A 25,338-nucleotide genomic window follows, 5' to 3' on the forward strand; every position below is an offset into this window, starting at 1 on the left:
ACGCAAAAATAGCTCGATGCCAGGTTTATCATTTGAATCAATAAGAGCCTCTTCTATCATGGAAGGGGCTTTTGTTTTTTCTCTTGGCTTGTTTGTTGAATTTGGCTACGACCCGCTTTGTTAACACGCAGAGGCGCAGAGTCGCACCAGAGAAAGATTTGAGGAAGAGGGAAGCATGGTTAAAATAAGATAAGCAAAGGATTTCAATCAACACATCCTTAATCTATGAATCATTCCAGAAGCTTAATGAGTCATCTAAACAAATTACTTCACCTCCACTAGCTGTAATTTCAATATACTTCATGTCAAAAGTCGGATTTTCTTTAAACTTATATGTATATTTACCTGTAAATGCTTCTGCATCAGACCATTTGTCCCAAGCAATAAGAGATTCATCAGGTTCTCCTTTATATATATATAGCAATCCTAAATCATTTATCGTATCGTAAGTATTCAACCGGACTTAATATCATATATCATGCCAGCCAAACAATATGGTTTGGTGGTAAGCTATTGTTCATTTAGCTGGCTTCATGAGGACGGGCAAGATGCCCATTCCACAAGATATTCAGTCAATCTGATTAAGAAAATTTCACTAAAAAACCTTAAAATTAGATATATTCAGGAAAATTAATGATTAGACCGCGCAAGTCTTTTGCCCAACATTGGCTCAAAAGTGAAAAGGCACTGGATGCAATTATTAAAGCAGCAGAATGTCACGAGAGCGATGATTGCGTGTTGGAAATTGGACCTGGTACAGGTATTCTAACTCGGCGTTTACTTCCCTTGGTGCGATCGCTCGTAGCGGTAGAAATAGACTTGGATTTATGCAAACAGTTAGCCAAGCAACTGGGTCAAAGAGAAAACTTTTTACTATTGCAAGGGGATTTCCTCACCTTAGATTTAGCATCACCGTTAGCAGCCTTTCCCAACTTTCAAAAGCAAAATAAAGTAGTCGCGAATATCCCCTACAATATCACAGGGCCAATTATAGAGAAATTATTAGGGACTATCGCCAACCCTAATCCAGAACCTTATGACTCTATCGTGCTATTAGTGCAGAAGGAAGTAGCAGACAGGTTGTATGCTAATCCTGGTTCTAGAACTTTTGGGGCGTTGAGTGTACGGGTGCAGTATTTAGCTGATTGTGAATTTATTTGTACCGTTCCCGCAGGTGCATTTTATCCACCACCAAAAGTAGACTCAGCCGTGGTGCGGTTGCGTCCCCGACAAATAGAAACACCAGCACTGAACCCCCGCAAATTTGAGAGTTTGCTCAAACTGGGATTTGGGGCGAAACGCAAAATGTTAAGAAATAACTTGCAATCTCTGGTTGAACGCGATCGCCTGACCCAATTACTGGAACAATTAGAAATAAATCCCCAAGTTCGAGCCGAAGACCTCAGCGTTCAGCAATGGGTAACTTTAGCAAATCAGTTAACAGTGAACAGTAAACAGACTGATTCCTAATAACTGATACCTGATAACTGACAACTGACAACTGATATGCGTTCATACAATTTAATTGCTCCTGCTAAAATCAATTTATATCTGGAAATCATCAGCGACCGCCCCGATGGTTATCACGAGTTAGCTATGATACTGCAAAGTATCGATCTTGCCGATGAAATTAATGTCCAATCTCTAACCACCCAAACTATTTGCGTCAACTGCAACCACCCACAAGTACCCACAGACAAAAGTAATTTAGCATACCGAGCCGCAGCACTTATGGCGGCGAAATTCCCCGAAGCCTTGGCTCAATATGGGGGTGTAGAAATTACAATTAATAAGCATATTCCCGTAGCGGCTGGGTTGGCGGGAGGTTCGACAAATGCAGCAGCTGTGTTGGTGGGGATAGATTTACTCTGGAATCTGGGACTCACGAAATCAGAATTAGAAGAACTTGGTGCTACTCTGGGTTCAGATGTTCCTTTTTGTGTCGCTGGTGGAACAGTGATTGCTACAGGTAGAGGTGAAAAACTTTCGCCGTTACCAAGTTTAAATCATTTATATATAGTGTTGGCGAAATATCGCAGTCTGGAAGTTTCCACGGCTTGGGCGTACAAAACCTATCGCCAAGAATTTGGCAGTTCTTATCTCAAAGATACGGAAAATTTAGCAGCCCGTGCGGCCGCAGTTCATTCGGAAGCAATAGTTAAAGCTATCCTGAATCAAAATGCGGGAGAAATTGCCGAAAAACTGCACAATGATTTAGAGCGTGTAGTCTTACCAGCTTATCCTCAAGTCTTACAACTGCGAGAATTATTTGCTACTCAAGCCGGGGTTTTAGGAACCATGATGTCTGGTTCTGGTCCGACAGTGTTTGCTCTGGTGGAGTCTGAAGAACAAGCACAAGCAGTTAAACTACAGATAAGAGCCGCAATTCCTGATCAGGATTTAGAATTGTTTGTGGCTCGAACAATTACAGAAGGCATTCAGGTGTCATCATTGTAAAGTGCTGGGTGCTTCCAGGACATCAAGCAAGCTATCAAAACTCTCAGACACAAAGAAGAATATGAGTGATTCAAAAGTAACACAACCAGAATCTCAAACTCAGGTTCCGCCAACTCCATTACGTTGTATAACGGGCGCAGTATTTGCTGGAGGATTAGGATACGCGATGTATTCCCTAATGATATCCATCGCCACAACTTTTGCTGCTAAACCTATCCATTCAGATAACCCCATAGCAGTAAATATTGGCGCTGCTGTGCGAACTTTGGTTGTCGGTGTGGTGGCTTTAGGAACTGGAATATTTGGTATAGTTGCAATCGGTTTGTTAGCTTTGGCAGTTCAATTAGTGGTGCAGCAATTGACAAAGCCCAAAAACAGTTAACCTCGACTTAAAGGTGCATAATTTTCATGTTGAGGGTGAGGATTGACCAATTGCGACTTCTGATTACTACTTAAAACTTGAAAAGCTTGATTTTGGTTTCTCCAAGTTTTGGGAGGTATGCCGTGATATTGACGAAACTGGCGGGAAAAGTGACAAGCATTTTGATAACCAAGTTTTGTAGCAATCTGTTCGATTGTCTGGTCGGTGTCCTTAAGTAAGGGACGGGCGGCAGCCATGCGACGCTTGACAATCCAACCATTTACTGTTTCACCTGTTTTATCCCTAACTCTACTTGTTAAGTAAGCTGGTGAATAACCCACAGCTTCAGCAACATTAGATAAAGTGATCCCTTGATGATAGTGAGCTTCAATGTAGTCAAAAACTTCTTTGAGATTGGGAATAGCTGGAAAAATTGACTCGGAGGTGACAGATGGAGTTGTCTGTGTGGGTCTTATTTCTGGCATTTGATGAGATTTAGTCGCATACCAGAGATGTAAAAAAGATTGCTTTTCTAATCGGATGGCGATCGCTTTGAGTAATTGCTCTAAAGTAGAAGGTTTAGTAAGATAGTCATCTGCACCTAACTCCATGCCTTTACGAACATCTGTCTGATGATTGCTACCTGTGAGAAAAATGAAGGGAATAATTGCAGTCACAGGATCTTGGCGCATTTTATGAAGAACGCTATAACCATCCATATCTGGCATGACAATATCGCAAACCACTAAATCGGGTAAATAGGCTTGTGCTTTTTGGATACCAACAACCCCATTTTCTGCACCTATGGTGTGAAAACCTTCAGCTTCAAGTCCTCTGACATAAAGAGTGCGGGTAGTAGCATCATCTTCAATTATGAGAATTGTTTTCGGAGATTCTTGGATCATTTTTCTATAAATAGGATTTTTGACAGAGAACAATTAGCAAACATATACTAAACTCATATAACAAAGTGCTGAGTATAAAGCCAGTTGCTTTCAGGCTTTGAGCTATCAACACTCTTCTCACTCTTCTGAAAACTGCTATAACTTTGATTTCACTGCCGGTAACATAATGGTAAATGTGGTACTTATACCCAATTCACTTTCTACAGCTATGTAACCACGATGTAAGTCTACAAGGGTTTTGACAATGGATAACCCTAGTCCAGTACCTGGCAAATTATGAATATTGCTACCTCGATAAAATGGCTCAAATAATCGCCCTCGATCAGCAACGGGAATACCAATACCCCTATCTGTAACCTGAAAAACTACTTTCCCACATTCACCGAAGAGTTTAAATTGAACCTCGCTGTCAATAGGAGAATATTTCATAGCATTGTTGAGCAAGTTTAAAATTATCGGTTTCAGGAGTTCTTGATCCATACAGGTTGTTAAGTAGCTACCTTGACTCAGAAAATCTATGCGTTTTTCGCTATTATTTGTCTGTATTTGTGCAATTAAATCATTGCAAAACTCAACTAAATTAAGTGGTTTGGCATCATAATTTACTGTCGCGGCTTCTGCTTTCGCGAATAACAAAATATCATCCAACATCTTGGTGATCTGTTCAACACTTGATTGAATGTGATCAAGTAATGGGCGTATTTTTTGCTCATCACATTCATTAATATGCCTTTTAAGTAAGCTATTAGAGAATGAAACAACGTTCAATGGTGTGCGGAATTGATGGCAAACCATAGACATGAAGTGCGCTTTCAGTTCACTGAGTTGTTTTAGTTGTGCTAAACTTTGACTCAAATCAGATTCTGCTTGTTTGTATTCAGTAATATCAATACCTGCAATCATTTCCACTGGTGTTTCTTGATCATTCAGCATTGCTACTGCACAAGCTAACCAACGTTCTGTGCCATTTTTTTCCAGAATCTTGATTTCCTGGTATTCTAAATCCTTATTATGTAAGTGCTGACGCTTTTTGTTCTTAAACAATTGGCAGGGATCAAAACCAGTAAGTAGTTCCTCTTGTGTATAGCCAGTCAGTACCTCTGCCGCCGGATTCATGTAAGATAAATTCTGTCCCTGGATGACAAAAATGCTAGCATTTGTAGCTGCTGCCAAAGTACACCAGTTAGCTTCTTTTAACTTTGGTAATTCTTCTGTTTGCGGGGATTGCGTAATATCCCAAATGCTCCATACTCTACCAATAATTTTGCCCTCTAGCCACTGAGGCTCAGATGATTGAGCAAAAATTCTCCCATCCTTTAACTCTAAAATATCATAGCTTTTCAAATCAGATTGATTGGATATTTCCCGCATCACCTGACTATAAGCTTCTGGATTTTTTAGTTCATCCTTGAAAAAATCTTGCCATTGAATATAGTTCCTAGATATGGTCAGAGGCTTTGAAATTCGCCACATATCCACAAATTTTTGATTAAAATCGAGAATATCACCTTTAAGACTCACGGCGATAATGCCATGAGCTGTAGATTCCAGGGTAGAACGTAGCAAAGAAAGGGATTGTTGGAGTTTGACCTCCTTTTTCTTTAGTTCCGCAATTTCCTGTTGTAAATACTTTTGAGTATTTTTTAATTCGTCACTCCACTGGTACATACACTCCTCTACTACTTCCTCACTTCTCTGATAGCCAAAGCTATAGTTAAACTCCCGGCTGTGAGCATCTATGTAGGCAAAGGTAATTTCCAGCAAAAAAACTTGCTTTCCTGGGTGCGCTTAATCAAACTGCGCCGGAGGAAATCGCGAAATTGAAGTGCTAATGAATAATCATATTGAAATAATTTATAATTATCATAATTCATATATTTACTCGCCATTTTTATCAATCGGTAATCGAGTCACAAAAGCTTTGATAATCACAATTTATTAAAAGTGCTAATTATCCGATGCTCTGACAAAAGAATGAATTTAACTATAAATAGTTTTAGGTCACTTACTATTGTTGAACTTAATTTTATCAATATAAATTAGATTCAGTTAAACTTGTTTACATAAATCAACAAATATTTTTTATTGGAGAATCAACATATTTTTAAAGAAAAAACATCACGTTCTTTGAGCGATAAAAAATACTAAATATAGATGATACTAAGTTAAATTCAAGCTCAACACAGCTTCTTGATGATTACAATGCAGTTGGAAAACTATATATTTACCAAATCATCATTCAAAATAAAAGTATGATATCTAACTTAATTGACACATTTTTATTTTATAAACTTAACACTAAATAAGATAGTTACTAATTATTAATAGCATTTTAATTATTTCACTCATCCAAACATCTAACTATAGAATAGTGTGCTGAGTCATCTGTCATTAGATATACCTTTTTCTTTACACTCATATACGTGTTACCAGAACATCTGTCAAAAGATAGAGAAAATGCAAAAAAGCAATGTATAGATAATTACAGAAGTTTAACTATGGAAATATTGGGTCACAAAAATGACTTACATACAGCGCTTCCGGCTATTATGCAATACAGATTTATCCTGTGTCCCTCTCCTATCATAGCTTTCAGTTTTGGGGATGTACCTCATAGCTGCCGGAAGTGCTGTAATGCTAATAGCTTGATCCTGCTCTTTTTTTTGCTAGCCATCTATTGATGAAATTTCCAAAGGTTAAATTTTTATTTTTCTTGAATAGATGTATAAATAATTACTTTAAAAACAAAGTAAAAGCTAAGTCGATAACTATCAACTATCAAAAGATAGATATAGTTTAGCTTTACCAAATAAGTCTTCCAAGGGTCATTGCCAGTTAAAATATATTGTGTTTTTAGTTTCAAAACAAGCGTATTTACTATGCTCAAGTTCTAAAAAGCACATTTTTAATATATTGGAGTTTTCTATGATTACTATCACTATAAATTAACCTTCCCCTAAAACTCATCTCTGGGTGAATAGTAGTATGTAATACTTTACTTTACGGAACATTATTTCCTACTCTTCAGAAAAATATGCCCTATATATTAAAATGTCGGCATAGAAAAATAATTTTTCCTGTTGTCTGCTTATTTGACCAAATCTGATTAGGTATAATTTGTTATTTTTCTATGTCATCTGGCAATTCAGGCAATCAATAAATTGTAAAAGCGAAAGAATAGATAAGTCTATCCAAAAATAGCTCATATATCTAGGACTAAAAATTGAGTAGGCTTAATAAAGAAGCTGCTTCTGCAACACGGTTTATCTGTTGGGGGTAATTTAACTAGATATATATTAGGCAGATAAAAATGCTGACTAGTTAAATCCACCCCTATTTTCCCGACCAACTTGTAATTATGGTTAATCCTGTTTACATATTGGTCAAAATATGTGTAATCAGCTTTTTTTCAGATCAAAGTTTTCTTGTAGAAATAGCGAAATTGGCTGTAACTTCATTTCCAAATATTGGATGGTACTAGCCCTAACGGTTTTAATACTCAGTCCCATAATTTTAGATTTTAGTTAATAACATCGATCACAATTGCTTCCTAGATGTAGGACTCCAAATTAAAAAAGAGGGAAAGCTATGCATCAATTGAATAATAGTTCTTCTACACAAAGTGCTAAAAAAATTAACACAGAACAAATTGAACAAATTATCAAAGCAATTATTGCTGGTAAGTATTCGTGGGCTTGTGTATTGATTCTTCGTTATTCTGGTTACAATCCTATAGATTACATTCCTTACCGCACCTACATTCGACTACTAAAAAATAATTGCTTAGTTGACAACTCAAAATCAAAAGATTCTGAAAAGAAAGAAGTGTTTGAGATGAACTCAAACTGGATTCGACTCTAAGAACATCATTTTATCCTTTGTAAGTCACCCTCTCTCCAGATACATAGCAGCTAATGATTTACCCACTGACTACTGTTAATACCCGTCTGCAACCCATCCTCAGAGAAATTGTTTGGCATAAAAAGCAAGAAGTAACGCAAATGCATCAGCAAATGTCATTGGCTTCTTTGCAACGCCAGTTAACGGCTGCACCAACAGTGCGCGATTTCTTGACTGCTTTGCAACAAAATCCTTACCAACCTGGACTAATTGCAGAAGTTCAGAAAGCATCGCCACTATATGGTAATATTCGTTTAGATTTTGACCCGATCGCGATCGCTAAAGCTTATGAGCGAGGGGGTGCAGCTTGTATATCAGTTTTCACTGAAACAGCATTCTTTCATGGCAGTTTTGAAAGTCTCCGGGCAATTCGCCAAAGAGTAGCATTGCCCTTGTTGTGTAAAGAGTTTATCATTGACCCGTGCCAAATTTATTTAGCACGAGCCGCAGGCGCGGATGCTGTCCTATTAATTGCAGCTATTCTTACAGATCGGGAATTGCAAGACTTTTTGAGGGTAATTCACTATTTAGGGATGAATGCTTTGGTGGAAGTGCATAACTTGAGTGAACTAGACCGAGTACTCAAGCTTGATGACATCCGCCTCATCGGGATTAACAACCAGAATCTAGAAGATTTTACCATTGATCTCAGCACTACTCAACAACTGCTGGCAGCTAGGCGATCGCAGTTACAAAACTTAGGTGTGATAGTTGTCAGTGAGTCTGGACTATATACAAGTGCTGATTTATCTCTGATGGCTGAGGCTGGTGTAAATGCAGTGATAGTGGGAGAATCTTTAATTAAACAAGAGGATATAGAGCAGGCTGTGCGTTGTCTAATTAAACGTGATTAAACCTTGTCTACTTTGAGAACTGTAGTTTTTAGTCAAGATGGTGAGATTGCTTCCTTACGTCGCAATGACAAAAACTCCATTTTTCATGATGGACAAGGTTTAGTTAAACCCAATCAGCCCGATACACTCAAAATTCATCCAAGTTATATTTTAACCCGCTTGAGCGGGTTATAGTTGTATAAGCTCTACTCCAGTTGAGGACAATGTTGATAGATAGCTCACAGCTTTGAAACCACTGGATTTATCCTCAGCACTCTCCCCATAGCACCTAACAAGCGGAAAATTGCTAAAATAGGAAATATATCACAACTAAGCAACACCTTTGCAACAAAAGCGTCACAAATCATATCTACATTATTAGTAATACATCTAAATATTCTTAAAGGCAGCAATGAACAAGCAAGTACATGATGGAGATTCCTCATTAAATAATATTTCAGCTAATCAAGCTCATAGCCAAAATCAACATCAAGCGCTCTGGAAAAAGACAGCAGCGTCTTTATCACTGGTGCTTTTGGGATCAGGGATGACACTCGGCGGTGGTTATTTGGCTGGAAACCATCAGCAAATATCCGAGAGGACATCCAACCTAGCAGTAAGTCGAGTTAATGCTGCCCCATTACCAACTGCTACAGGTGCTAACTTTGTTACCCAGGTGGTGCAGAAGGTGGGGCCAGCCGTGGTGCGAATTGAAGCTTCCCGGACTGTGACTAGTCGTTTACCTGCGGCATTTAATGATCCCTTTTTCCGCCAATTTTTTGGATCTCAGCTACCAGAACAACAAAGTCGCGTAGAACGAGGCACTGGTTCCGGTTTTATCATCAGTAGAGATGGCAGTATTCTCACCAATGCCCATGTTGTGGCGGGTGCGGACACGGTGAGAGTCATACTCAAAGATGGGCGCAGCTTTGAAGGTAAGGTGATGGGGCGGGACGAATTAACAGATGTCGCTGTCGTCAAAATTGATTCCAACAATCTACCAACAGTAGAAGTGGGGAACTCTGACGAATTGCAAGCGGGAGAATGGGCGATCGCCATTGGTAATCCTTTAGGATTAGATAATACAGTTACTACAGGAATCATCAGTGCAACTGGTCGCAGCAGCAATCAAATTGGCGCACCTGATAAGCGAGTTGAATTTATTCAAACTGATGCAGCAATTAATCCGGGTAACTCCGGCGGACCTTTGCTAAATGCTCGTGGTCAGGTCATTGGGATGAATACAGCCATTATCCAAAGAGCGCAAGGTCTGGGTTTTGCTATTCCCATTAATACGGCTCAACGTATTTCTAACCAACTAATTACTACAGGTAAAGCACAGCATTCCTATCTGGGAATTCAGATGGTACAGTTAACTCCTCAAATCAAGGAACGTCTGAACTCAGATCCCAATAGCCCGATCACTGTGAATGAAGATAGAGGTATATTGATTATGCGCGTGATGCCCAATTCACCCGCAGCCCAAGCCGGCTTACGTGTAGGGGATGTCATTCAACAGCTTAACGGTCAATCAGTCACAGAAGCCAGCAGTATCCAAAAAGCTGTAGAAAATGCTCAAGTCGGGGGAAATGTGAGCTTAGGACTGCGACGCAATGGGCAGAATATTAACTTAGCTGTACGAACTGGTGCGTTACCCACTCAAGCAGTGCAATAAGTGAGTGCTGAGTTTTGAGTGCTGAGTTTTGAGTGGGTAGGGGCGGGTTTAAGCAGTCAGTCTGTGGTTAGTCAAAATCCTTAGTAAACCCGCCCCTACAGGGGTGCTGGCTGAGTCAGAAATTATTCATTAACCCCACCATAGGACTCCTATTTTATTTTTGAAAAAAACTCCGTACACCTAAATTCACTGAAACCCTTTTGCGTCTTGCCTTTTGCCTTTTACCTGACTGCGTAAATAATTTCAGATATCAAACCGGATTCCTATATAAGTCCCCACTCTCTATTGCCTATTGTTAATTTCCTAATATTTAGATTAAATAACGTAAACCAAGGAGTAACAAAAAAATGCCATATAACTTCTTGATCATCTCACTGCTGATAAATGACTGATTAGCAAATAACGCGCCAAACAAATTACCCATTATTAGACCAACAGCGATAATTGCCGCATATTTAAGATTTATATTGCCGTTACGATAATATACTACTGCACCTAAAATACCAATGGGCAAAATTTGAGCAGCAATAGAAGTACCAGTGGCAAATTTCTGATCCAGACCAACTAGCAACACCATTGCTGGAACCATAATTGCGCCACCACCCAACCCAAACATACCACCAGTCAAGCCAGCAACCAAACCAATACTCAACATTTGAATAACTATATTAGACATACTTATTAATATTTATAAATATATTTTATCTGAGAATATAGACTTGGGTAACATCCCGTGAACACCTTTTTGGGGACTATTTACAACTTGAGTAATGTGAAAATTTACGCCTAAACTACACAACACATAAGCTTCTTCTGCCGACAAATAGGTGCAACGTTCCAGCAGCGCAATCATGTTTTTTAAAGCCAGTTCTAAAGCTTGATCTAAAGTTGGAGCAAAACCCATTGTAATAATATCGGTTGGTGTTTCAGCAATAGGTGTTGTCAGTTGTAAATCCTGGCGAAGGGTAAGCTTGATTCTACCATTCATGGAAGTTTCAATCGCGGTGACATTAACTTCTCCATCTCCCTGGGCTGAATGTCCATCACCAATAGAAAATAATCCCCCAGGAACAAAGACAGGCAAAAATAACCGCGAACCGGATTGGAGTTCACGGTTGTCAATGTTACCACCATAACTACCTGGTGGAATTGACGTGCGGGAATTTTCTGGGGTGGCGACACCAAGGATACCAAAAAAGGGTCTGAGGGGAATTTTGATACCGCTATGGGCGGGAAACTCGGCGATATTATTATCTAAATCTAGGGGGATAAATCTCAGTACAGGTTGAGTAAACTGTTGCGGTAATGCTCCCCAGCCTGTACGAATGGCATTAAAGCCAACTGCTAAACTCGGTGCGATCGCTTGTAATTCTACCTCCAAAACGTCACCTGGTTCGGCATCTCGCACATAAATTGGCCCCGTGAGCAAATGTGGACCTCCCGCAACTTTACGTTCTGACGCGAGATTTTGGCAGATGTCCAGTAATTCTGGTGTGAGAAACTCCGGTGGTGCTTTGTCGTAAACATAATAACCAGTATAAGTTTCCACGTCTATGGTGTCGCCAGAATTTATCGTGAGTACTGGTTTAAGTAGGTCAGAGAAACCACCCAGATGTACGGTTTCTCTCGTGGCTTTTAAAATGTGATGAACCATTCCAGCATTTTGAGTTTTATTGGCGTAGCTGCGCTTTGCGCTTACAGACAGGTAGTGGCGTGACAAGCTTAAAATATTGCAAAAAATTGTAGGTTGGGTTGACGTAAGGAAACCCAATATCATTGACAGCGTTGGGTTGCGCTGCGCTTAACCCAACCTACGCAAAAATCTATTGCAACATTTTAGCCTTGTCACGCCAATAGTTAAATTTGTTCATAAATCAAATATGATTCCTATATGTTGTCTTATGTGTTAATATTTACGTTATAAATATATTACTATATCAATTTTCTTTATTAAAGAAACTGGAAAATTCAATTAGAAAGTATTTTTGCTTTTTTAAGAATTGTTTCGCCTTAGTTCCACGCTCATAATATGGATGGACAGGTTAACAGAAAAGTTATACAATTTGACTGATTGTAGTAATTTTACCTATTGCTCAATCAGCCCAACCATAGTAAAGATTTTCTGGTGATTCAACCAGATTTCGGAAGCATTCTATTACTATAAGAAAGTCTTTAGTGAGGAACAGCAAACAAATGGATGTCAAGCTGATTTTAGCCGGATTAACAGTTCTATTCTCGGTTGCGTGCCTGTTCTTTGGCACTAAAAATGGATATTATGATTCAGAAAACTATCACGGTAATGGATCTGCACATTAAGCAGTCAAAATCCTTTAAAACCAAAGAATAGTGCGGCTGGTTAACCAAATTTTCCGAACTGGCTGAAGTCCGGTGTTAGCGTCCTCCCCAATCAAAAATTAGCCTTCTCAGGGTGTAGGGGCGCATAAAACAATTTGCCCCTAGGTCAAAAACCAAGATTTTGGATCATTCTTGGTTTTGGAAATATGTCAATGATGATGAGGTTAGAGGGGAGGAAAGCATGAGGGATAATCTGCCTGCATCCTCTGGGGTTGATGCAGAGGAGGCGACTAGTCAATTAAACTGTTTGCCCTATAGTGTCCAGCACCATGATGAAGGTGTGTGTTTATTAGTCCGAATGGGACCACACCGGATTCTACTAGATTGTGGATTGAGGGACACTTCATCATTGCTGACCTCCTTGGCTAAGTCACCCATGCCAGCAGATTTGGTTTTGGTCAGTCACGCCCATCCAGATCATGCTAGAGGGTTGCTAGACTTACATCAGGCTTTCCCTCTGTTACCTATATATGCCAGCGAAGTAACCAGCAAATTATTACCTCTGAATTGGCTAGACCAAGATCCCCAGGAAATTCCTCAGCTTTGTCATGCGTTGCCATTGCGATCGCCTATAGAAATCCAAGAAGGTTTGGTAGTGGAATTGTTTCCCGCCGGACACTTACCAGGGGCAGTAGCAATTTTACTCACCTATACTACACAAGAGCGTGTTTATAAGCTACTGTACACAGGGGATTTTTTCTTATCTAACTCTCGCCTGGTAGAAGGTTTGCGTTTAGAAGAATTACGGGGACTAGAGTTAAATGTACTGATTATTGAAGGTACTTATGGCACATCTCGCCATCCTCATCGCCGTAACCAAGAAAATCAACTAGCAGAACGGATTAATCGGGCGATCGCCGACCGTTGTTCGGTGCTACTTCCCACACCCGCGTTAGGTCTGGGGCAAGAATTGTTAATGCTGTTACGTTCTCATCACCACTTCACTGGCAGAGATTTAGATATCTGGGTTGATGGTGCTGTCGCCACTGGTTGCGATGCTTATCTGGAACTACTACCCCATCTACCAGCATCAGTACAGAATTTCGCCCGCCATCAACCTTTGTTTTGGGATGAGCGAGTGCGTCCGCGAGTGCGGCGTTTGCAGCCAGAAAATCGGGCGACAGTGGGCAAGTCTCCCTGTATTGTACTGACAGATTCCACAGCTGATTTAAACCAATACTGCCAAAGCGAAACAGGCCCTTGGGTGATCCTGTTACCAGAAAAAATTGATATAAAAGTTAATCCCAAATATTCAGCGACTACTACCGACGAAAGTTATCTACTCGCCCAGCATAGTGACGGGCCTGGAACTACGCAGCTAATTCATAATTTGCGTCCTCAGCACGTCGTTTTTGTCCACGGTTCCCCGGCATATTTAGCAGATTTAACTAGCTTAGAAGAACTACAGAACCGTTATCATGTACATTCTCCAGGTGCTGGCACTTTAGTAGAACTGCCAATTGGGGAGACATTTTTACAACCAGCCCCCCCGGAAACAAATTATGAAGGTGAACTCACAGAGTTAGGCACAGTCATCACAGTCACTTTACCCGATGCCATTACCCACGACCCACGTTGGCAACAGTTTGCCGATACTGGTTTAATTGAAGCTCGTTGGCAAGGTGAAGAATTAGTATTGCGGGGATTGTCTCCCAGAGAATTACTGCACCAAAATGGCGATCGCTATACTGATTCTGATATAGATTGTTGTGGGAGTTGCCGACACCAAAGAGGGCAACGGTGCTGGAATACAGCCTCCCCATTATATAACTTCAAAGTGACTCTAGAAGGTTATTGTCCCGCTTTTGAACGCTTATCCAATTCGGAAAACCAAACTTAAATTATTCACTATAAAGACGCGATTAATCGCGTCTCTACTTAGGTTAATTGAGTCTCTACTCAGGATTTGAGTCAGGATGATGCTTACGAATACGCTCTGATTCTGGACAATCTTCCGTCATCAGAAATTCTGCATTACCGCGTGGCACTGAGGCTAACTTTTGGGTTACAGAGCCAATGCTTTCCAGACGAACCATTTCCTCCCAGGCACAAACCTCGTCTTCCTCGTCTGTTTCATAGCGTAGAGTCACTAAATCCCCCTCTATGTCGAGGATGCGGGCGCGTTCAATCCAGCGTTGCTGGTCCCGCAAGAATACACATACCTCGCGCCCGTCGCAACACAGTTGATAAATCTTGCGGTGTAGCATGTACTGCTTCTACCTTTTTAAACAACGTAGTTAAACCTGTAAAATTTGGGTTTTACCCCTTTGAGAGATACCTTTGAGAAATCTGTTCCGAGGTTCACAATCACTGGATCTGATGATTCTACCCATAGACTTGCTTGTTTTTGCCAAAATCTAGAGAAATTTGAATTCACAGACTCACAGCTACTGCACATTTTGAACGAAATCTCCTTCAGGTCGTTCAGCAAATGTCTACCGTTGAGAAGTTACACAATTCGGTAATTTTCCCCACCAGGCTAGTATTTCCTGGTAAGTATTTCCGTAATTATGTAATAAAAAACACCATAAACTAAGTGTTGATTGCGGTTGTTTGATTTGCTTTTTTGTAGTCATTGGCATTGCTGGGAAGTCCGGGAACTCTGCTTTATTTTTATCCCTATGTAGTTGATCTTAACTCATTCTCTTGCCGACCTTAATACTTTTCCATAACAATCGGCAAAGAGTTTTGAGTTGACGCACTAAAAAATTGAAGATGAGCGTGCGTAGTATAGCAAAATGCTGTTAGCAGAGCAGGACGTGAACAGGTTGCTGAGTTTATACTCGGTTGTTTCAATGCTGTGATTAATCACCATTGTCCTCAATGATTGGACTATGGCCATATAATAAATTTCCCACTAGAATGCAGTGGCAGAATTATCCAATTTTACATTGCCGGAGAAAGTCAATTGGTAGTAGAGAGGATGCTTCTCTTTTAATTTGACCTGCTCTAACTGCATCATATAAAGCTGAAAGTACTGCCAAATCATCTGACTGATAGCATTTAGTCGCCAGCACTTGATGGAGCAAACCCTCAGATTCAACACTAAGATATCCAGTTTGGAAAGCAGATTCAACGAGTGTGCGAATCATGTTGATTAGGGTAGAGTGAGCGTTATCTTCCTCTCTAGTGTGGAGCATTTATTTTTTTTGTTCATTGATATAAAACAGTTAATACTGGTGATACTTATTACAAAAAACTGTGACGTAGATCACAGTATTGATGAAAAGTGATAAATTTTTTAACTTATCTACGTAATTTAGATAACTGGCAATACTAAGTATAAGCAAAGTTACCCAGATCAAATATAAAGATTCAATGTTATTTCACTACAAAAACTGGCGAAAATCCTCATCTTGATGACTCAATGTCACCCAATCTAGATTTAATGACATAAATCGTTGCACTAAGCGATCGCACGCCGGGCGTTCAGTGGCATAATGTCCCGCGTCAATTAAAATGAGACCGCGATCGCGACTTTCCTGAAACTGATGGAACTTACAATCAGAAGTTAAATAAACTTGAGCATTGGTTTTGACAACCGCCGAAATATAACTAGCGCCGGAACCTCCCAGCACAGCCACGCGTGAAATTGTCTGCTGTAAGTCAGCAGTGGGGGAAAAAATCAAATTAGGCGGAGCAAGTCGGGTGTGAATTGTCGCGAGTAATTCTTGTAAGGTCAAAGATGGCTCTAGTAAACCAACACGCCCGTAGCCCAACGCGCCTTGTGTAGCTACTATAGGAGTGGTTGACTGCAAATCTAACATTTGAGCCAATACGTCAGCAGTACCATCTTGTACTTGATCAAAATTGGTGTGGGCGCTGTAAACCCCAATATTGTGGGTAAAAGCTAATTGCGCCATATCCGCGATCGCTTCACCAGTACATAAAGACTTGAGAGGATTAAAAATCAATGGATGATGAGCAAAAATTAGATTAGCATTGAGAGCGATCGCTTCGTGCATCACAGCCAAGGTCGGTGTCAAACAAACCAACACCCGCGCCTTTTTCTCTAGCACACCAGGCTCAATTTGCCAACCGCAATTGTCCCAACTTTCGCACCAAGCCGGATTTGCCCATGCTTCAAACCAAGTAATTAAATCAGCAATTTTCACAAAAACACTATCCTGGGAAACTAATATGTGGTCATTTAGTTCTTTAATTTTAGTGATTTGATGAAGTTGATGACAGATTCGTGAGGTTTCAACGAAATTTTAAGTTGACTGGTAAACTACACCAGCAAGTTGGGAACTCTTAATTTATAGACAAAAGCCAATTTATAGGGGAACACATTGATGCTTTCAACAAACGGCGAACATCAATCTTGGGATATAAAAGAAACAGTTTTGCCCGTAGCGTCAAGTTTAATAGAATCTGAGGAAATACTGACAGAAGCAACTGTCAGGCTACCCACCAAGTTCTACGGTCATTATAGTGACTCAATGGAAATGTATGCCTCAGCCCCTACAGTTGCAGAATATCTTGAAACTCACTCCTCATGGTTTTCGCGCTGTGCTGAACCAATGAAGGTACAACCCTTGGGCGAAAATGGTTATGCCTTGACTATCGGTCGCTTTGGCTCCTTTGGTTATGACGTAGAGCCAAAAATTGGTCTAGAACTTTTACCCCCAGATCAAGGAATATACAGAATTCGCACAATCCCAGTTCCTGACTACCATCCGCCTGGTTATGATGTAGACTATCAGGCATCGCTCCAGTTGGTAGAAAATGCAGGCAACAACTCGAATAGCAGCTTTGGTGAGATTACACGAATTGAATGGGAATTAGATTTGTTAGTTAATCTGCACTTTCCCAAATTTATTCAACGATTACCCAAGTCTCTGATTCAATCTACAGGCGATCGCTTACTTAATCAAATCGTCCGTCAAGTATCTCGCCGCTTAACCCGCAAAGTCCAGGAAGATTTTCATCAATCTTTCAAACTACCATTTCCTGGCAATTCTCCAAAAAAGCGCTGAATAAACAGTCATTAGCCAATATTCAATGGCTAATGACTAGCAACTAATGATTAAGCATTAGTCAGAATTCTTTGGACAATTTGCACTCCAGTGATAGCTTGCCAAGTAAACAGTCCTAGAAGTGCGAAATTCAACAAAATATGAGTTGCACGCGCCCAATTTGCTCCTTTTTGCATAAAAGGAGATAAAGAAGCTGAGAATGCGATTAAACCAGTCATTCCCAGTCCAGCTAGTAAATGCGGTCCGACAAACAACTTACCGTTATTGATGTAAGTGACAGCCATACCACCAATAGCACCTGTCACCATCAAACCTAAGAGTATAGAACCCATTTGGTAGTGTTTAATGTTGTATTTACCTTTAATCAGTTCTTTCTTTTCATCCCCTTGAGCGCCTCTGGTACGCTGTACTTGTAGCCCCAGGTAGGCAGCGTAAAGTGAGAGTGCTAATAGTCCCCACATAGTTACGGGGTGAAAAAAGTTTAGCCAATATTTAACTTCAGATGACAGTTCCAGACTCATAGTGTTCTCGCCCAATTCTTAAATCTTCATAAAAATTAGCATAACTCTAATTTCTGTGCTTAAAGTTGCCAAGCTCAAAAGATGTAGGTCAAACTCTCCCCTATCCTGAGCAAAAATAGGGACTGGGGGTGAGATTGGTGTATTTTATGATTAAATGCCCCTTCTTAATTACGAATTACGTAAAGCCTGCGGCATAGCTGCGCTTAGCGCGTAGCTCCTCTGTTCGCGTAGCGTTCCGCAGGAAAAGAGGCATTACGAATTACGAATTACAAAAAATTTACTGGTGCGGGAAATATTCATTATGGAAAATCAGGATGACTTGCTACTAAAGTCTGCCAAAACTGGCGATATTAAGCGGGTGTGTGCGCTACTGAATGATGGTGCTAAGGTTGAAGTGTGCGATCTCAATGGCACTACAGCCTTAATGTTTGCTGCTAACTTAGGTTATACCGAAATTGTGCGATCGCTCCTAGATGCTGGGGCAAATATTAACTTACCCAGAAAACGCTATGGTTTAACAGCTTTAATGTTGGCTGCTAGTAATAATCAACTAGATATTGTACAGTTTTTGGTATCTAGAGGTGCTGATGTCAATGCCATTAATGAAGATGGCAGCACAGCCTTAATGGCAGCTGCACTTAAAGGTTATGTTGATGTGGTGCAAGTCTTACTGACTGCTGGCGCTGACGTGAAGATCGCAGACAAAGACGATGATACCGCTTTAAAATTGGCTGTAAAATCCGGTAACGCAGCAATTGTAAAATTGTTATCACAAAATGATATAGATGTCAATCAGCCAGATGAAGAAGGTGAAACACTTTTAATGATTGCGGCTGACTTGGGACGTTTGGATGTTGTACAAGCATTGCTGGCTGCCGGGGCTGATGTCAACCAGAAAAACGCAGATGGTAGTACAGCGCTATTAGCTGCATCAGCCGCCGGAAATAGTGCGATACCTTCGGTGAGCGTAGCTATCGCTTCTGCTTTACTAGATCAAGGTGCCGAAATTAATCATCAAGATAACGATGGTGAAACTGCCCTACACCTGGCTGTTGTCGAAGGCTACATTGACCTAGTGCAAGTTTTACTTAACCGAGGTGCAGATCCCCAAATTCCCAATCACTTGGGTGATACACCAATAGTTGTGGCTGCATTGCAGGGACATAGCCAAATCGTGGAAATATTGCTGAGTTCTTGTGGAAAAATCAATAAAACCAGTTTGGGTATACCTCTGATGCTAGCAATATCCCAGGGACACATAGAGACAGTCAAGATGTTACTAGACTATGGTGCTGATGCTAATACTTTAGGTCATGATAGTAAAACCGCATTAATTAAAGCAGCAGAGGGCAATTATCCGGGGATAATCAGGTTATTGCTGGCGAAAGGTGCAAATGTAAATTTCCAAGACTTAGCAGGGGCAACCGCATTGATGTGGGCAGTTTCTGGAGGCTATAGTGGAGTTGTACAGATATTACTCCAAGCTGGGGCAGAGATAAATGTCAAAAATCGGGGCGGTTATACTGCTTTGATGATTGCAGAATTTAATGGGTATAAAAATATAGCACGAAGTCTACAACAAGCTGGCGCACAGGAATAGCCATATTTATAGAAATTTTCTAGGATAGTTTACCTGCTCATAAAGTTTAATTTTGATGCCGATCAAAATAACTTTACTAAATACTCAATAAGTATACAGTTAGTTTATTCAGTCATTAATAAAACAAAACTCCGTCGCAACTTTTATCTTGCTGCGTCGGAGTTCGGAAGAATTGAAACACTCAGGTATAACAGGCAAAATGTTTCTACCTCAGCATTTCCTACTGTGCTATATAAGATAAATATATAAGATTTAATTGTAGTTAACAGTATTATAAAGAGCAGTTTCCAGGTATCATAATAAACGACTCATGGAAAACGCTGGATTTAGTAATTTATGGGTAGGAATTGGTTGTCAAAAGGGTAGTTCACAGCAATTGATAGCAACTGCAATCCAGAAAGTATTTCAAGAAAATCGACTCAGCGAAAATGCGATCGCAGGTCTTGCTACTATTGATACTAAAGCCTCAGAACAGGGTTTAATAGAACTTTGCCGTTTACGCAGTTTTCCCTTAACAATATTTTCCGCAGATATTTTATCTACTGTTTGTGTCCCCAACCCTGCCAAAATCGCTGAAACAACTGTAGGAACTTCCAGCGTCGCTGAAGCTGCTGCTATTCTCGCCGCCTCCCACATCCCCCCACCTTTAACTAAAAATCAGGAATTAGAAATCAGGTTATTAGTTCCTAAACGCATTTTTCGCTTACAGGGGGAACCAGGGACAGTGACAATAGCTGTTGCTTGTGCTGAGTGGGTAGGGGCGGGTTTAAGCAGTCAGTCTGTGGTTCGCCGAAATCCTTAGTGAACCCGCCCCTACAGAAGTGCTGAGTTCTGAGTAGAAACCAAGTTACTTTCAGGAATCAACATTTTCTGAACCTCCTTGGCGGTTGCTTCACAAAATAACTCTGAGAAAATAGCTAATCAGACTAGAAACAATTGTTAGCACGATTGAACCTACAAAAGCAGGTAAGAATCCTTGAATTTCAAAACCGTAACCAGGAGTGAGGTTACTTGCTAGCCAAAGAGTTAAAGCATTAATCACAAAGGTAAATAAACCAAAGGTGATTAAGGTAATTGGAAAGGCTAAAATGCTGAAAATTGGGCGAATAAACGCATTTACCAATCCAATAACGGCTACAGCTACTAAAGCAGCTCCAAAATTCCTGACAAAGAACCCAGGAACAACATTAGCGGTGATAAGCAAAGCCACCGCAGTTCCCAGCCAAGTTAGCAAAAAGTGTTTCATTGTTTTTTCGAGAAATAAGCGCTCTGATTAATTATCCTATCGTCGCATTAGTGCTTCCCAAGTAGCACCACCAACTACACCATCAGCCTCCAGACCAAAGCGCTGTTGTGCAGCTTTTACGGCTGCTTCAGTGTTCATCCCAAAATCTCCATCTACAGCGCCAGCTAGAAAACCCAGCTGTTTGAGTCGTTCTTGTAGCTTCCTCACTTCTGAATTACGCATTCCTAAACGTAAAATCGGCAATCCTTGGGAGGTATATTGAACACCAGGGATTTGTCCAGGAGGTGATGCAGGTCTTGGCTGAGGTTGAGGACTCGGAACTCTTGCAGGTTGATTTATCTGGGTGGGAACAGGAAATGGCTGGTTAGGTGAAGGGATTGTTTGTGTCACTATTGGCTCTGGGGGAAATAGTCGTTGCCAAGTAATAGCATCAACAATGCCATTTGGATTCAGATTAATTGCTCGTTTAAACCGAGAAACAGCGCTGGCTGTGTCTTCTCTATAGATACCATCCACTACACCTGAGTAAAAGCCCAAAAGTCTCAAAGCTGCTTGAAGTTCTGATACCCGTTCTCCTTGACTGCCAATTTTGAGGGTAGGACGGTTAATAGTAGCTGTAGGAGGTGTTTGGGCTATTTGTTGGGGCGCGACAATTGCTCCCACTGCATCAGAGGTGATGAGTAGCAACATAGATGAAAACAGAAGTAACCAATAAAACCTTCCTGTCTTCAAGCAACGATATGCTTTTAGTGACTCAAAGTAGTTCAAAATACTTGTTGTCAGGCTAACTTGCATGGATTTATTCCCAGAATCTTCTGTTGCTTATATTACAGCCGCTTGAGTTCAAAAAACAGACGACAGATGTAGTTAAAGAAAAAAATCCCCAATTTGTAGGGTGGGTTAGGACGATAGTCTGTAACCCACCACATCCCTTAAATTTGTCGTGGGTTACGCGATCGCTTTCCCCGTCTACAATTCTTGGGTAATTAATTTTTTGGTGTTCCCTAAGCAGCACTGGGAAATGCACTATTAATCGCTGTTTCTTGACCAACCAAAGACACATACGGTGCTTGTAAATACTTACAGGCGGCGGTTATGGCATCTTGGACACTCACAGATGCAATTAATTCTTGAAACTCCTGGTCAAAATCAAGTCCTAAACCCAAAGTTTCATACCAGCCGTATATTTGAGCAATTTGTCCGTTGGTTTGTTTACCCAAAGCATACTGCCCCAGAATTTTGTTTTTAGCTGCTTGTAGGGCGGTTTCTGATACTTCTGTAGTACAGAGTAAATCCACTTCTGTACGTAGCCCTTGCAAAGCAATACTGGTGTTTTCTGGTGCTGTACCCATATACACCACAAATGACCCCGGATACAGCCTTGTGGGATAAAATGCCGATACTTCGTAAGCTAAACCCCTTTTTTCCCGTAATTCTACAAACAAGCGGCTAGAAAGCCCATTCCCTAAGTAAGTAGACAGCAATTTTAAGGGGGCGTAGTCTGGACAACTAACAGGTGATCCCAAATAACCCAACATCACAATCGATTGCTGTGTTTGTACAGGCTGTAATCGATGCTGCGGTTCGGCTTGAATTGCTGGTAAAGTTAATAATGGCAAGGGTTGGGATGGAATTTGCCAATCACCAAATACTTGTTCTACTAGTGCTACTGCATCTTCTACTGTGACTCGCCCAGCAATACTAATGACGAGATTATCTGGACGAAAATAAGTTTGGTGAAACTGCACTAAGTCAGCACGGGATAAACCGCCCATTGTGGTTTCATCTCCCAGTATTGACATAGCATAGGGATGATTTTGGTACATTACCTGCCGCATTTGGCTAAAGGCAACAGTAAACGGCTGCTCTTTTTGAGAGCGAATATTTTGCAGTGCTAGACGCTTTTCTAGTTCTACTTGGGCTTCGGGAAATGTAGGCGATCGCAATATTCGCCCAGCCAATGTTAAAATCTCCGAGAAGTCGGATGTGACTGTCTTTAAAGACAATAAAAAATAATCAGTCGCAGCATCTGCACTTAAACTTGCGCCCACAGATTCTACTTGTTCAGCCAGTTCCCAGCTTGAAAGTCCTTCGCATCCTTTCGTCATCACAGCTGACAGCAAATGCGCTAACCCCGCTTGCTCTCGCGTTTCATAACAACTACCAGACCGGACAAACATCCGCGCCGCCACAATATCCGCCACCGGATTTTCTGCTACCAGCACTATAATGCCATTACTTAATACAGTGCGATGAATAGGAGAAGAAGATAAGGAAGGTTTCATAGTTATTACTAATAAATTATTAATTATTATTGCTGGTTAGTTGCTTAAAGTAATTGTAAACAACCAACCACTGACATTAACAGGGTTTCAGTATAGTCACCGCATAATTTAGCGGTGAAAGAAACTGTTGTGCTAATTGTTGCAATTCTTGGGTAGTAAATGATTGTATCTGCTGAGGATATGCAACTGCTAATTCAGCTTGGGCGATCGTGTTGTAATATCCATAAAGCCCTGTTAATTGATTTGGTGTTTCCGTAGAAAAAGCATATTCATTACAAACCAGTCTCCGTGTCCGGGCGAGTTCCGGCTCAGTAATTCCTGTGGTTTGCAAATCATTTAAATGACTGAGAATCAAATTTTCGACTTGATCTAAATTTTCTGGTTCCAACCAAGCAGTAATTGTAAATAAACTCGATTCTCGTTGTAGAGAAAAATTACTATAAATTCCCTGTACTAATTGCAATTCCTCCCGCAAATCACGCACCAGTCGGGAAGTTCGCCCTTCTGACAATAATACCGCCAACAAATCTAAACCATAGGCAGTGTGTAATTGCTCTACTCCTGGTACAACCCACGCCATCATTAAACGTGCTTGTTCTAGACGTGGTAAACAAATTTCTTGGCGATGAGTTCCAGTAATCACTGGCTGGATAATTTTTTCAGACTGGGGACAGTCTAATGGTGCGGCAAAATCAGTAAATGATTTATTTACCAGTTCCCATGCTGACTCTTGAGCAATTCCCCCCACAACCACTACTGTCATGTTTTCCGGTTGGTAGTGGGCGCGATGAAAACAACGCATCGCATCTGGTGAATGCTGCATTAATTCTAACTCAGTCCCTAGCACCGAACGCCCGTAAGGATGGTTCTGATAGATGCTTTGATTCAGGGCTTGAAATCCTATCCAATCGGGATCATCATTACAGGAGCGAATTTCTTCTAGCACCACATCCCGTTCGCGGATAAATTCATCCTCTGGAATTGCAGCATTAATTAACAGTTCTCCTAAGTGGGGTAGGGTATCTGCTAGATAAGGGGCGGCTGTGGTTAGGGTGTAATGAGCATAATCATAACTCGTAGCTGCATTACTCACACCACCTCTGGTTTCAATGTTGTGATCAAACATTCCAGGGGCTAGTGTCGCCGTTCCTTTAAAAATCATGTGTTCTAAGAAATGAGCCATCCCAAACCAAGGTTTTGGCTCAAGGGTTGCTCCGGCTCGCACCCACACATCAGCCACCACTACAGGGGTAGTGGCAATTTCTTGATGGATAAGTGTTAAACCATTATCTAGTCGGAGAACCGAAGCAGGAAACACGGTATGATCTAGTTGTTGTTGTGACAAGTTTTAGTAGCTTTAACCACAATTTAAGACAATTTTTGTTATTCTAACTCTCAATGATCACTAAATTAGAATCAACGTATACAGATTTGGTGTTCCTCAGTCCTAAAAAGTTAATATTTGCCAGCTATCGACTCTAGATTAAATCTGTAATTCAATATCTTGAGATGTATCAAGTTATTTGGTGAATAAAAACAAGACTATGTAATGAAATGTAAAATTTCCTTGAATTCGCTCGTAGCGCTCTTTTATGACTTTGATGAAAGAAAAAAGAGTAGTTTGGGTTGAAGCCTTGTGTAGGCGTAGCCTTCTCGTAGAGTAACCCAACGAAACCAAGGATTGTGGGTGTTGGGTTATGCCTTCGGCAAACTACGTTAACGTTCCTCTACCCAACCTACGTCTGAATTGATCAAAGTCATAAAAAATAAGGGTTTATGATTTTTATATGACGAGAGTAATAAAAGAGCGGTAGTTATAACTTGGCGCTAAAGCGCAACTATAAACCATGCTGGATATGGGATTTCCAGAAAATAAATTGCCCCATTTCATCAGATCATATTTGTTCTTCATCCCCCCTGCCCCTGCCCCCTGCACCCCTGCCTACCTCAGCGATAGAATGTTTTTTAAATTGTCAGTCCCTATAATTAAAGCCCCCAAGTTTTTGCTAACTTTGGGAGCTAATAATTTTTAAGTTCACCGCAACGCCGTTTTACCTAAGTTTATGACCTGGTTAAACCAGGTGGGTGCCGACTTTCTTCGTTTTAAGTTTCCGGGTACTTGCCCGGTTTACTGCCACGAGACTTGTTAGCTTCCCTTTTCTTTAAAGACATAGATCAAAAAACTTGATGGCAGTCACCAACGTCGTAGTGCAACTAAAAC

At 40.7% G+C, this 25,338-nt stretch carries 24 protein-coding genes and 1 other RNA gene; 11 read left to right on the forward strand and 14 right to left on the reverse strand.

Annotated features, from left to right (window positions below):
• Positions 1–223: 223 nt before the first annotated feature.
• The gene (locus ACM0OW_RS23720; protein ID WP_414552908.1) at positions 224–457 is read right to left on the reverse strand and encodes a hypothetical protein; all 234 of its coding nucleotides are present in this window, start codon (positions 455–457) and stop codon (positions 224–226) included.
• A 176-nt stretch (positions 458–633) separates the two neighbouring features.
• Between ACM0OW_RS23720 and rsmA the strand changes: the two genes are divergently transcribed.
• The 3 genes from rsmA to ACM0OW_RS23735 all read left to right on the forward strand — a co-directional run bounded on the left by rsmA (position 634) and on the right by ACM0OW_RS23735 (position 2,839).
• Positions 634–1,470: a 16S rRNA (adenine(1518)-N(6)/adenine(1519)-N(6))-dimethyltransferase RsmA gene (gene rsmA, locus ACM0OW_RS23725; RefSeq protein WP_414552909.1), complete on the forward strand. Its 837-nt coding sequence runs from the start codon at positions 634–636 to the stop codon at positions 1,468–1,470.
• A gap of 36 nt (positions 1,471–1,506) precedes the next feature.
• Positions 1,507–2,457, forward strand: a complete 951-nt coding sequence (ispE, locus tag ACM0OW_RS23730; protein ID WP_414552911.1) for a 4-(cytidine 5'-diphospho)-2-C-methyl-D-erythritol kinase — start codon at positions 1,507–1,509, stop codon at positions 2,455–2,457.
• A gap of 61 nt (positions 2,458–2,518) precedes the next feature.
• Complete coding sequence (locus tag ACM0OW_RS23735; protein WP_414552913.1) at positions 2,519–2,839, forward strand: DUF3082 domain-containing protein; 321 nt, start codon at positions 2,519–2,521, stop codon at positions 2,837–2,839.
• On the opposite strand, the gene ACM0OW_RS23740 is transcribed toward ACM0OW_RS23735, so the two are convergent.
• Positions 2,836–3,723: a response regulator gene (locus ACM0OW_RS23740; protein ID WP_414552914.1), complete on the reverse strand. Its 888-nt coding sequence runs from the start codon at positions 3,721–3,723 to the stop codon at positions 2,836–2,838. The two genes, ACM0OW_RS23735 and ACM0OW_RS23740, sit on opposite strands and share 4 nt — an antisense overlap.
• A gap of 135 nt (positions 3,724–3,858) precedes the next feature.
• Entirely contained in the window at positions 3,859–5,487 is a 1,629-nt protein-coding gene (locus ACM0OW_RS23745; protein ID WP_414552916.1) for an ATP-binding protein, read from the reverse strand.
• A 1,824-nt stretch (positions 5,488–7,311) separates the two neighbouring features.
• Between ACM0OW_RS23745 and ACM0OW_RS23750 the strand changes: the two genes are divergently transcribed.
• The 4 genes from ACM0OW_RS23750 (at position 7,312) to ACM0OW_RS23765 (ending at position 10,131) form a co-directional block, all read left to right on the forward strand.
• Entirely contained in the window at positions 7,312–7,584 is a 273-nt protein-coding gene (locus ACM0OW_RS23750) for a HetP family heterocyst commitment protein (RefSeq protein WP_414552918.1), read from the forward strand.
• A gap of 53 nt (positions 7,585–7,637) precedes the next feature.
• Positions 7,638–8,477: an indole-3-glycerol phosphate synthase TrpC gene (gene trpC / locus ACM0OW_RS23755; RefSeq protein WP_414552920.1), complete on the forward strand. Its 840-nt coding sequence runs from the start codon at positions 7,638–7,640 to the stop codon at positions 8,475–8,477.
• 3 nt (positions 8,478–8,480) lie between these two features.
• Positions 8,481–8,651: a hypothetical protein gene (locus ACM0OW_RS23760; protein ID WP_414552922.1), complete on the forward strand. Its 171-nt coding sequence runs from the start codon at positions 8,481–8,483 to the stop codon at positions 8,649–8,651.
• Between the two features lie 217 nt (positions 8,652–8,868).
• The gene (locus tag ACM0OW_RS23765) at positions 8,869–10,131 is read left to right on the forward strand and encodes an HhoA/HhoB/HtrA family serine endopeptidase (protein WP_414552923.1); all 1,263 of its coding nucleotides are present in this window, start codon (positions 8,869–8,871) and stop codon (positions 10,129–10,131) included.
• A 310-nt stretch (positions 10,132–10,441) separates the two neighbouring features.
• On the opposite strand, the gene ACM0OW_RS23770 is transcribed toward ACM0OW_RS23765, so the two are convergent.
• Entirely contained in the window at positions 10,442–10,807 is a 366-nt protein-coding gene (locus tag ACM0OW_RS23770; protein WP_414552925.1) for a TSUP family transporter, read from the reverse strand.
• 12 nt (positions 10,808–10,819) lie between these two features.
• Positions 10,820–11,785 (reverse strand): acetamidase/formamidase family protein, encoded by a 966-nt coding sequence (locus ACM0OW_RS23775; protein ID WP_414552926.1) that lies wholly within the window; start codon positions 11,783–11,785, stop codon positions 10,820–10,822.
• 882 nt (positions 11,786–12,667) lie between these two features.
• On the opposite strand from ACM0OW_RS23775, the gene ACM0OW_RS23780 reads away from it, so the two are divergent.
• On the forward strand, positions 12,668–14,326 hold the full coding sequence (locus ACM0OW_RS23780; RefSeq protein ID WP_414552928.1) for an MBL fold metallo-hydrolase: 1,659 nt from the start codon (positions 12,668–12,670) through the stop codon (positions 14,324–14,326).
• A 55-nt stretch (positions 14,327–14,381) separates the two neighbouring features.
• Here the strand turns inward: ACM0OW_RS23780 and ACM0OW_RS23785 are convergent, their stop codons facing one another.
• From ACM0OW_RS23785 to ACM0OW_RS23795, 3 genes are all read right to left on the reverse strand, one after another.
• Entirely contained in the window at positions 14,382–14,693 is a 312-nt protein-coding gene (locus ACM0OW_RS23785; RefSeq protein WP_414552929.1) for a DUF6679 family protein, read from the reverse strand.
• Positions 14,694–15,362: 669 nt separating this feature from the next.
• Entirely contained in the window at positions 15,363–15,578 is a 216-nt protein-coding gene (locus tag ACM0OW_RS23790) for a hypothetical protein (RefSeq protein WP_414552952.1), read from the reverse strand.
• A gap of 237 nt (positions 15,579–15,815) precedes the next feature.
• On the reverse strand, positions 15,816–16,601 hold the full coding sequence (locus ACM0OW_RS23795) for a Nif3-like dinuclear metal center hexameric protein (protein WP_414552930.1): 786 nt from the start codon (positions 16,599–16,601) through the stop codon (positions 15,816–15,818).
• A gap of 180 nt (positions 16,602–16,781) precedes the next feature.
• On the opposite strand from ACM0OW_RS23795, the gene ACM0OW_RS23800 reads away from it, so the two are divergent.
• Positions 16,782–17,465, forward strand: a complete 684-nt coding sequence (locus ACM0OW_RS23800; RefSeq protein WP_414552931.1) for a DUF1997 domain-containing protein — start codon at positions 16,782–16,784, stop codon at positions 17,463–17,465.
• 50 nt (positions 17,466–17,515) lie between these two features.
• On the opposite strand, the gene ACM0OW_RS23805 is transcribed toward ACM0OW_RS23800, so the two are convergent.
• Positions 17,516–17,986 (reverse strand): DUF4079 domain-containing protein, encoded by a 471-nt coding sequence (locus ACM0OW_RS23805; protein WP_414552933.1) that lies wholly within the window; start codon positions 17,984–17,986, stop codon positions 17,516–17,518.
• A gap of 301 nt (positions 17,987–18,287) precedes the next feature.
• Between ACM0OW_RS23805 and ACM0OW_RS23810 the strand changes: the two genes are divergently transcribed.
• Both ACM0OW_RS23810 and ACM0OW_RS23815 read left to right on the forward strand, forming a co-directional pair.
• Positions 18,288–19,586, forward strand: coding sequence for an ankyrin repeat domain-containing protein (locus ACM0OW_RS23810; protein WP_414552935.1), 1,299 nt, complete (start codon positions 18,288–18,290; stop codon positions 19,584–19,586).
• A 310-nt stretch (positions 19,587–19,896) separates the two neighbouring features.
• Positions 19,897–20,388, forward strand: coding sequence for a cobalamin biosynthesis protein (locus ACM0OW_RS23815; RefSeq protein ID WP_414552936.1), 492 nt, complete (start codon positions 19,897–19,899; stop codon positions 20,386–20,388).
• A gap of 90 nt (positions 20,389–20,478) precedes the next feature.
• On the opposite strand, the gene ACM0OW_RS23820 is transcribed toward ACM0OW_RS23815, so the two are convergent.
• The 5 genes from ACM0OW_RS23820 to ssrS form a co-directional block, all read right to left on the reverse strand.
• Positions 20,479–20,832: a phage holin family protein gene (locus tag ACM0OW_RS23820; RefSeq protein ID WP_414552937.1), complete on the reverse strand. Its 354-nt coding sequence runs from the start codon at positions 20,830–20,832 to the stop codon at positions 20,479–20,481.
• Positions 20,833–20,868: 36 nt separating this feature from the next.
• A complete protein-coding gene (locus tag ACM0OW_RS23825; RefSeq protein WP_414552939.1) occupies positions 20,869–21,627 on the reverse strand; it encodes a peptidoglycan-binding protein in 759 nt (252 codons plus the stop codon).
• A 209-nt stretch (positions 21,628–21,836) separates the two neighbouring features.
• A complete protein-coding gene (locus ACM0OW_RS23830; protein WP_414552940.1) occupies positions 21,837–23,117 on the reverse strand; it encodes a M16 family metallopeptidase in 1,281 nt (426 codons plus the stop codon).
• A gap of 76 nt (positions 23,118–23,193) precedes the next feature.
• The gene (locus tag ACM0OW_RS23835; RefSeq protein WP_414552953.1) at positions 23,194–24,435 is read right to left on the reverse strand and encodes a M16 family metallopeptidase; all 1,242 of its coding nucleotides are present in this window, start codon (positions 24,433–24,435) and stop codon (positions 23,194–23,196) included.
• 713 nt (positions 24,436–25,148) lie between these two features.
• A non-coding RNA gene (gene ssrS / locus ACM0OW_RS23840) (6S RNA) lies at positions 25,149–25,332 on the reverse strand.
• Positions 25,333–25,338: the final 6 nt, after the last annotated feature.

It is taken from the genome of Anabaena sp. CCY 0017 (assembly GCF_963920885.1).
GTDB lineage: Bacteria > Cyanobacteriota > Cyanobacteriia > Cyanobacteriales > Nostocaceae > Nodularia.

Coding starts and splice junctions, on each gene's coding strand:
- ispE (WP_414552911.1), top strand. CDS start 1,507: ATGCGTTCATACAATTTAATTGCTCCTGCTAAAATCAATTTATATCTG.
- ACM0OW_RS23765 (WP_414552923.1), top strand. CDS start 8,869: ATGAACAAGCAAGTACATGATGGAGATTCCTCATTAAATAATATTTCA.
- ACM0OW_RS23770 (WP_414552925.1), bottom strand. CDS start 10,807: ATGTCTAATATAGTTATTCAAATGTTGAGTATTGGTTTGGTTGCTGGC.
- trpC (WP_414552920.1), top strand. CDS start 7,638: ATGATTTACCCACTGACTACTGTTAATACCCGTCTGCAACCCATCCTC.
- ACM0OW_RS23780 (WP_414552928.1), top strand. CDS start 12,668: ATGAGGGATAATCTGCCTGCATCCTCTGGGGTTGATGCAGAGGAGGCG.
- ACM0OW_RS23735 (WP_414552913.1), top strand. CDS start 2,519: ATGAGTGATTCAAAAGTAACACAACCAGAATCTCAAACTCAGGTTCCG.
- ACM0OW_RS23800 (WP_414552931.1), top strand. CDS start 16,782: ATGCTTTCAACAAACGGCGAACATCAATCTTGGGATATAAAAGAAACA.
- rsmA (WP_414552909.1), top strand. CDS start 634: ATGATTAGACCGCGCAAGTCTTTTGCCCAACATTGGCTCAAAAGTGAA.
- ACM0OW_RS23775 (WP_414552926.1), bottom strand. CDS start 11,785: ATGGTTCATCACATTTTAAAAGCCACGAGAGAAACCGTACATCTGGGT.
- ACM0OW_RS23825 (WP_414552939.1), bottom strand. CDS start 21,627: ATGCAAGTTAGCCTGACAACAAGTATTTTGAACTACTTTGAGTCACTA.
- ACM0OW_RS23740 (WP_414552914.1), bottom strand. CDS start 3,723: ATGATCCAAGAATCTCCGAAAACAATTCTCATAATTGAAGATGATGCT.
- ACM0OW_RS23790 (WP_414552952.1), bottom strand. CDS start 15,578: ATGATTCGCACACTCGTTGAATCTGCTTTCCAAACTGGATATCTTAGT.
- ACM0OW_RS23830 (WP_414552940.1), bottom strand. CDS start 23,117: ATGAAACCTTCCTTATCTTCTTCTCCTATTCATCGCACTGTATTAAGT.
- ACM0OW_RS23815 (WP_414552936.1), top strand. CDS start 19,897: ATGGAAAACGCTGGATTTAGTAATTTATGGGTAGGAATTGGTTGTCAA.
- ACM0OW_RS23810 (WP_414552935.1), top strand. CDS start 18,288: ATGGAAAATCAGGATGACTTGCTACTAAAGTCTGCCAAAACTGGCGAT.
- ACM0OW_RS23750 (WP_414552918.1), top strand. CDS start 7,312: ATGCATCAATTGAATAATAGTTCTTCTACACAAAGTGCTAAAAAAATT.
- ACM0OW_RS23820 (WP_414552937.1), bottom strand. CDS start 20,832: ATGAAACACTTTTTGCTAACTTGGCTGGGAACTGCGGTGGCTTTGCTT.
- ACM0OW_RS23805 (WP_414552933.1), bottom strand. CDS start 17,986: ATGAGTCTGGAACTGTCATCTGAAGTTAAATATTGGCTAAACTTTTTT.
- ACM0OW_RS23785 (WP_414552929.1), bottom strand. CDS start 14,693: ATGCTACACCGCAAGATTTATCAACTGTGTTGCGACGGGCGCGAGGTA.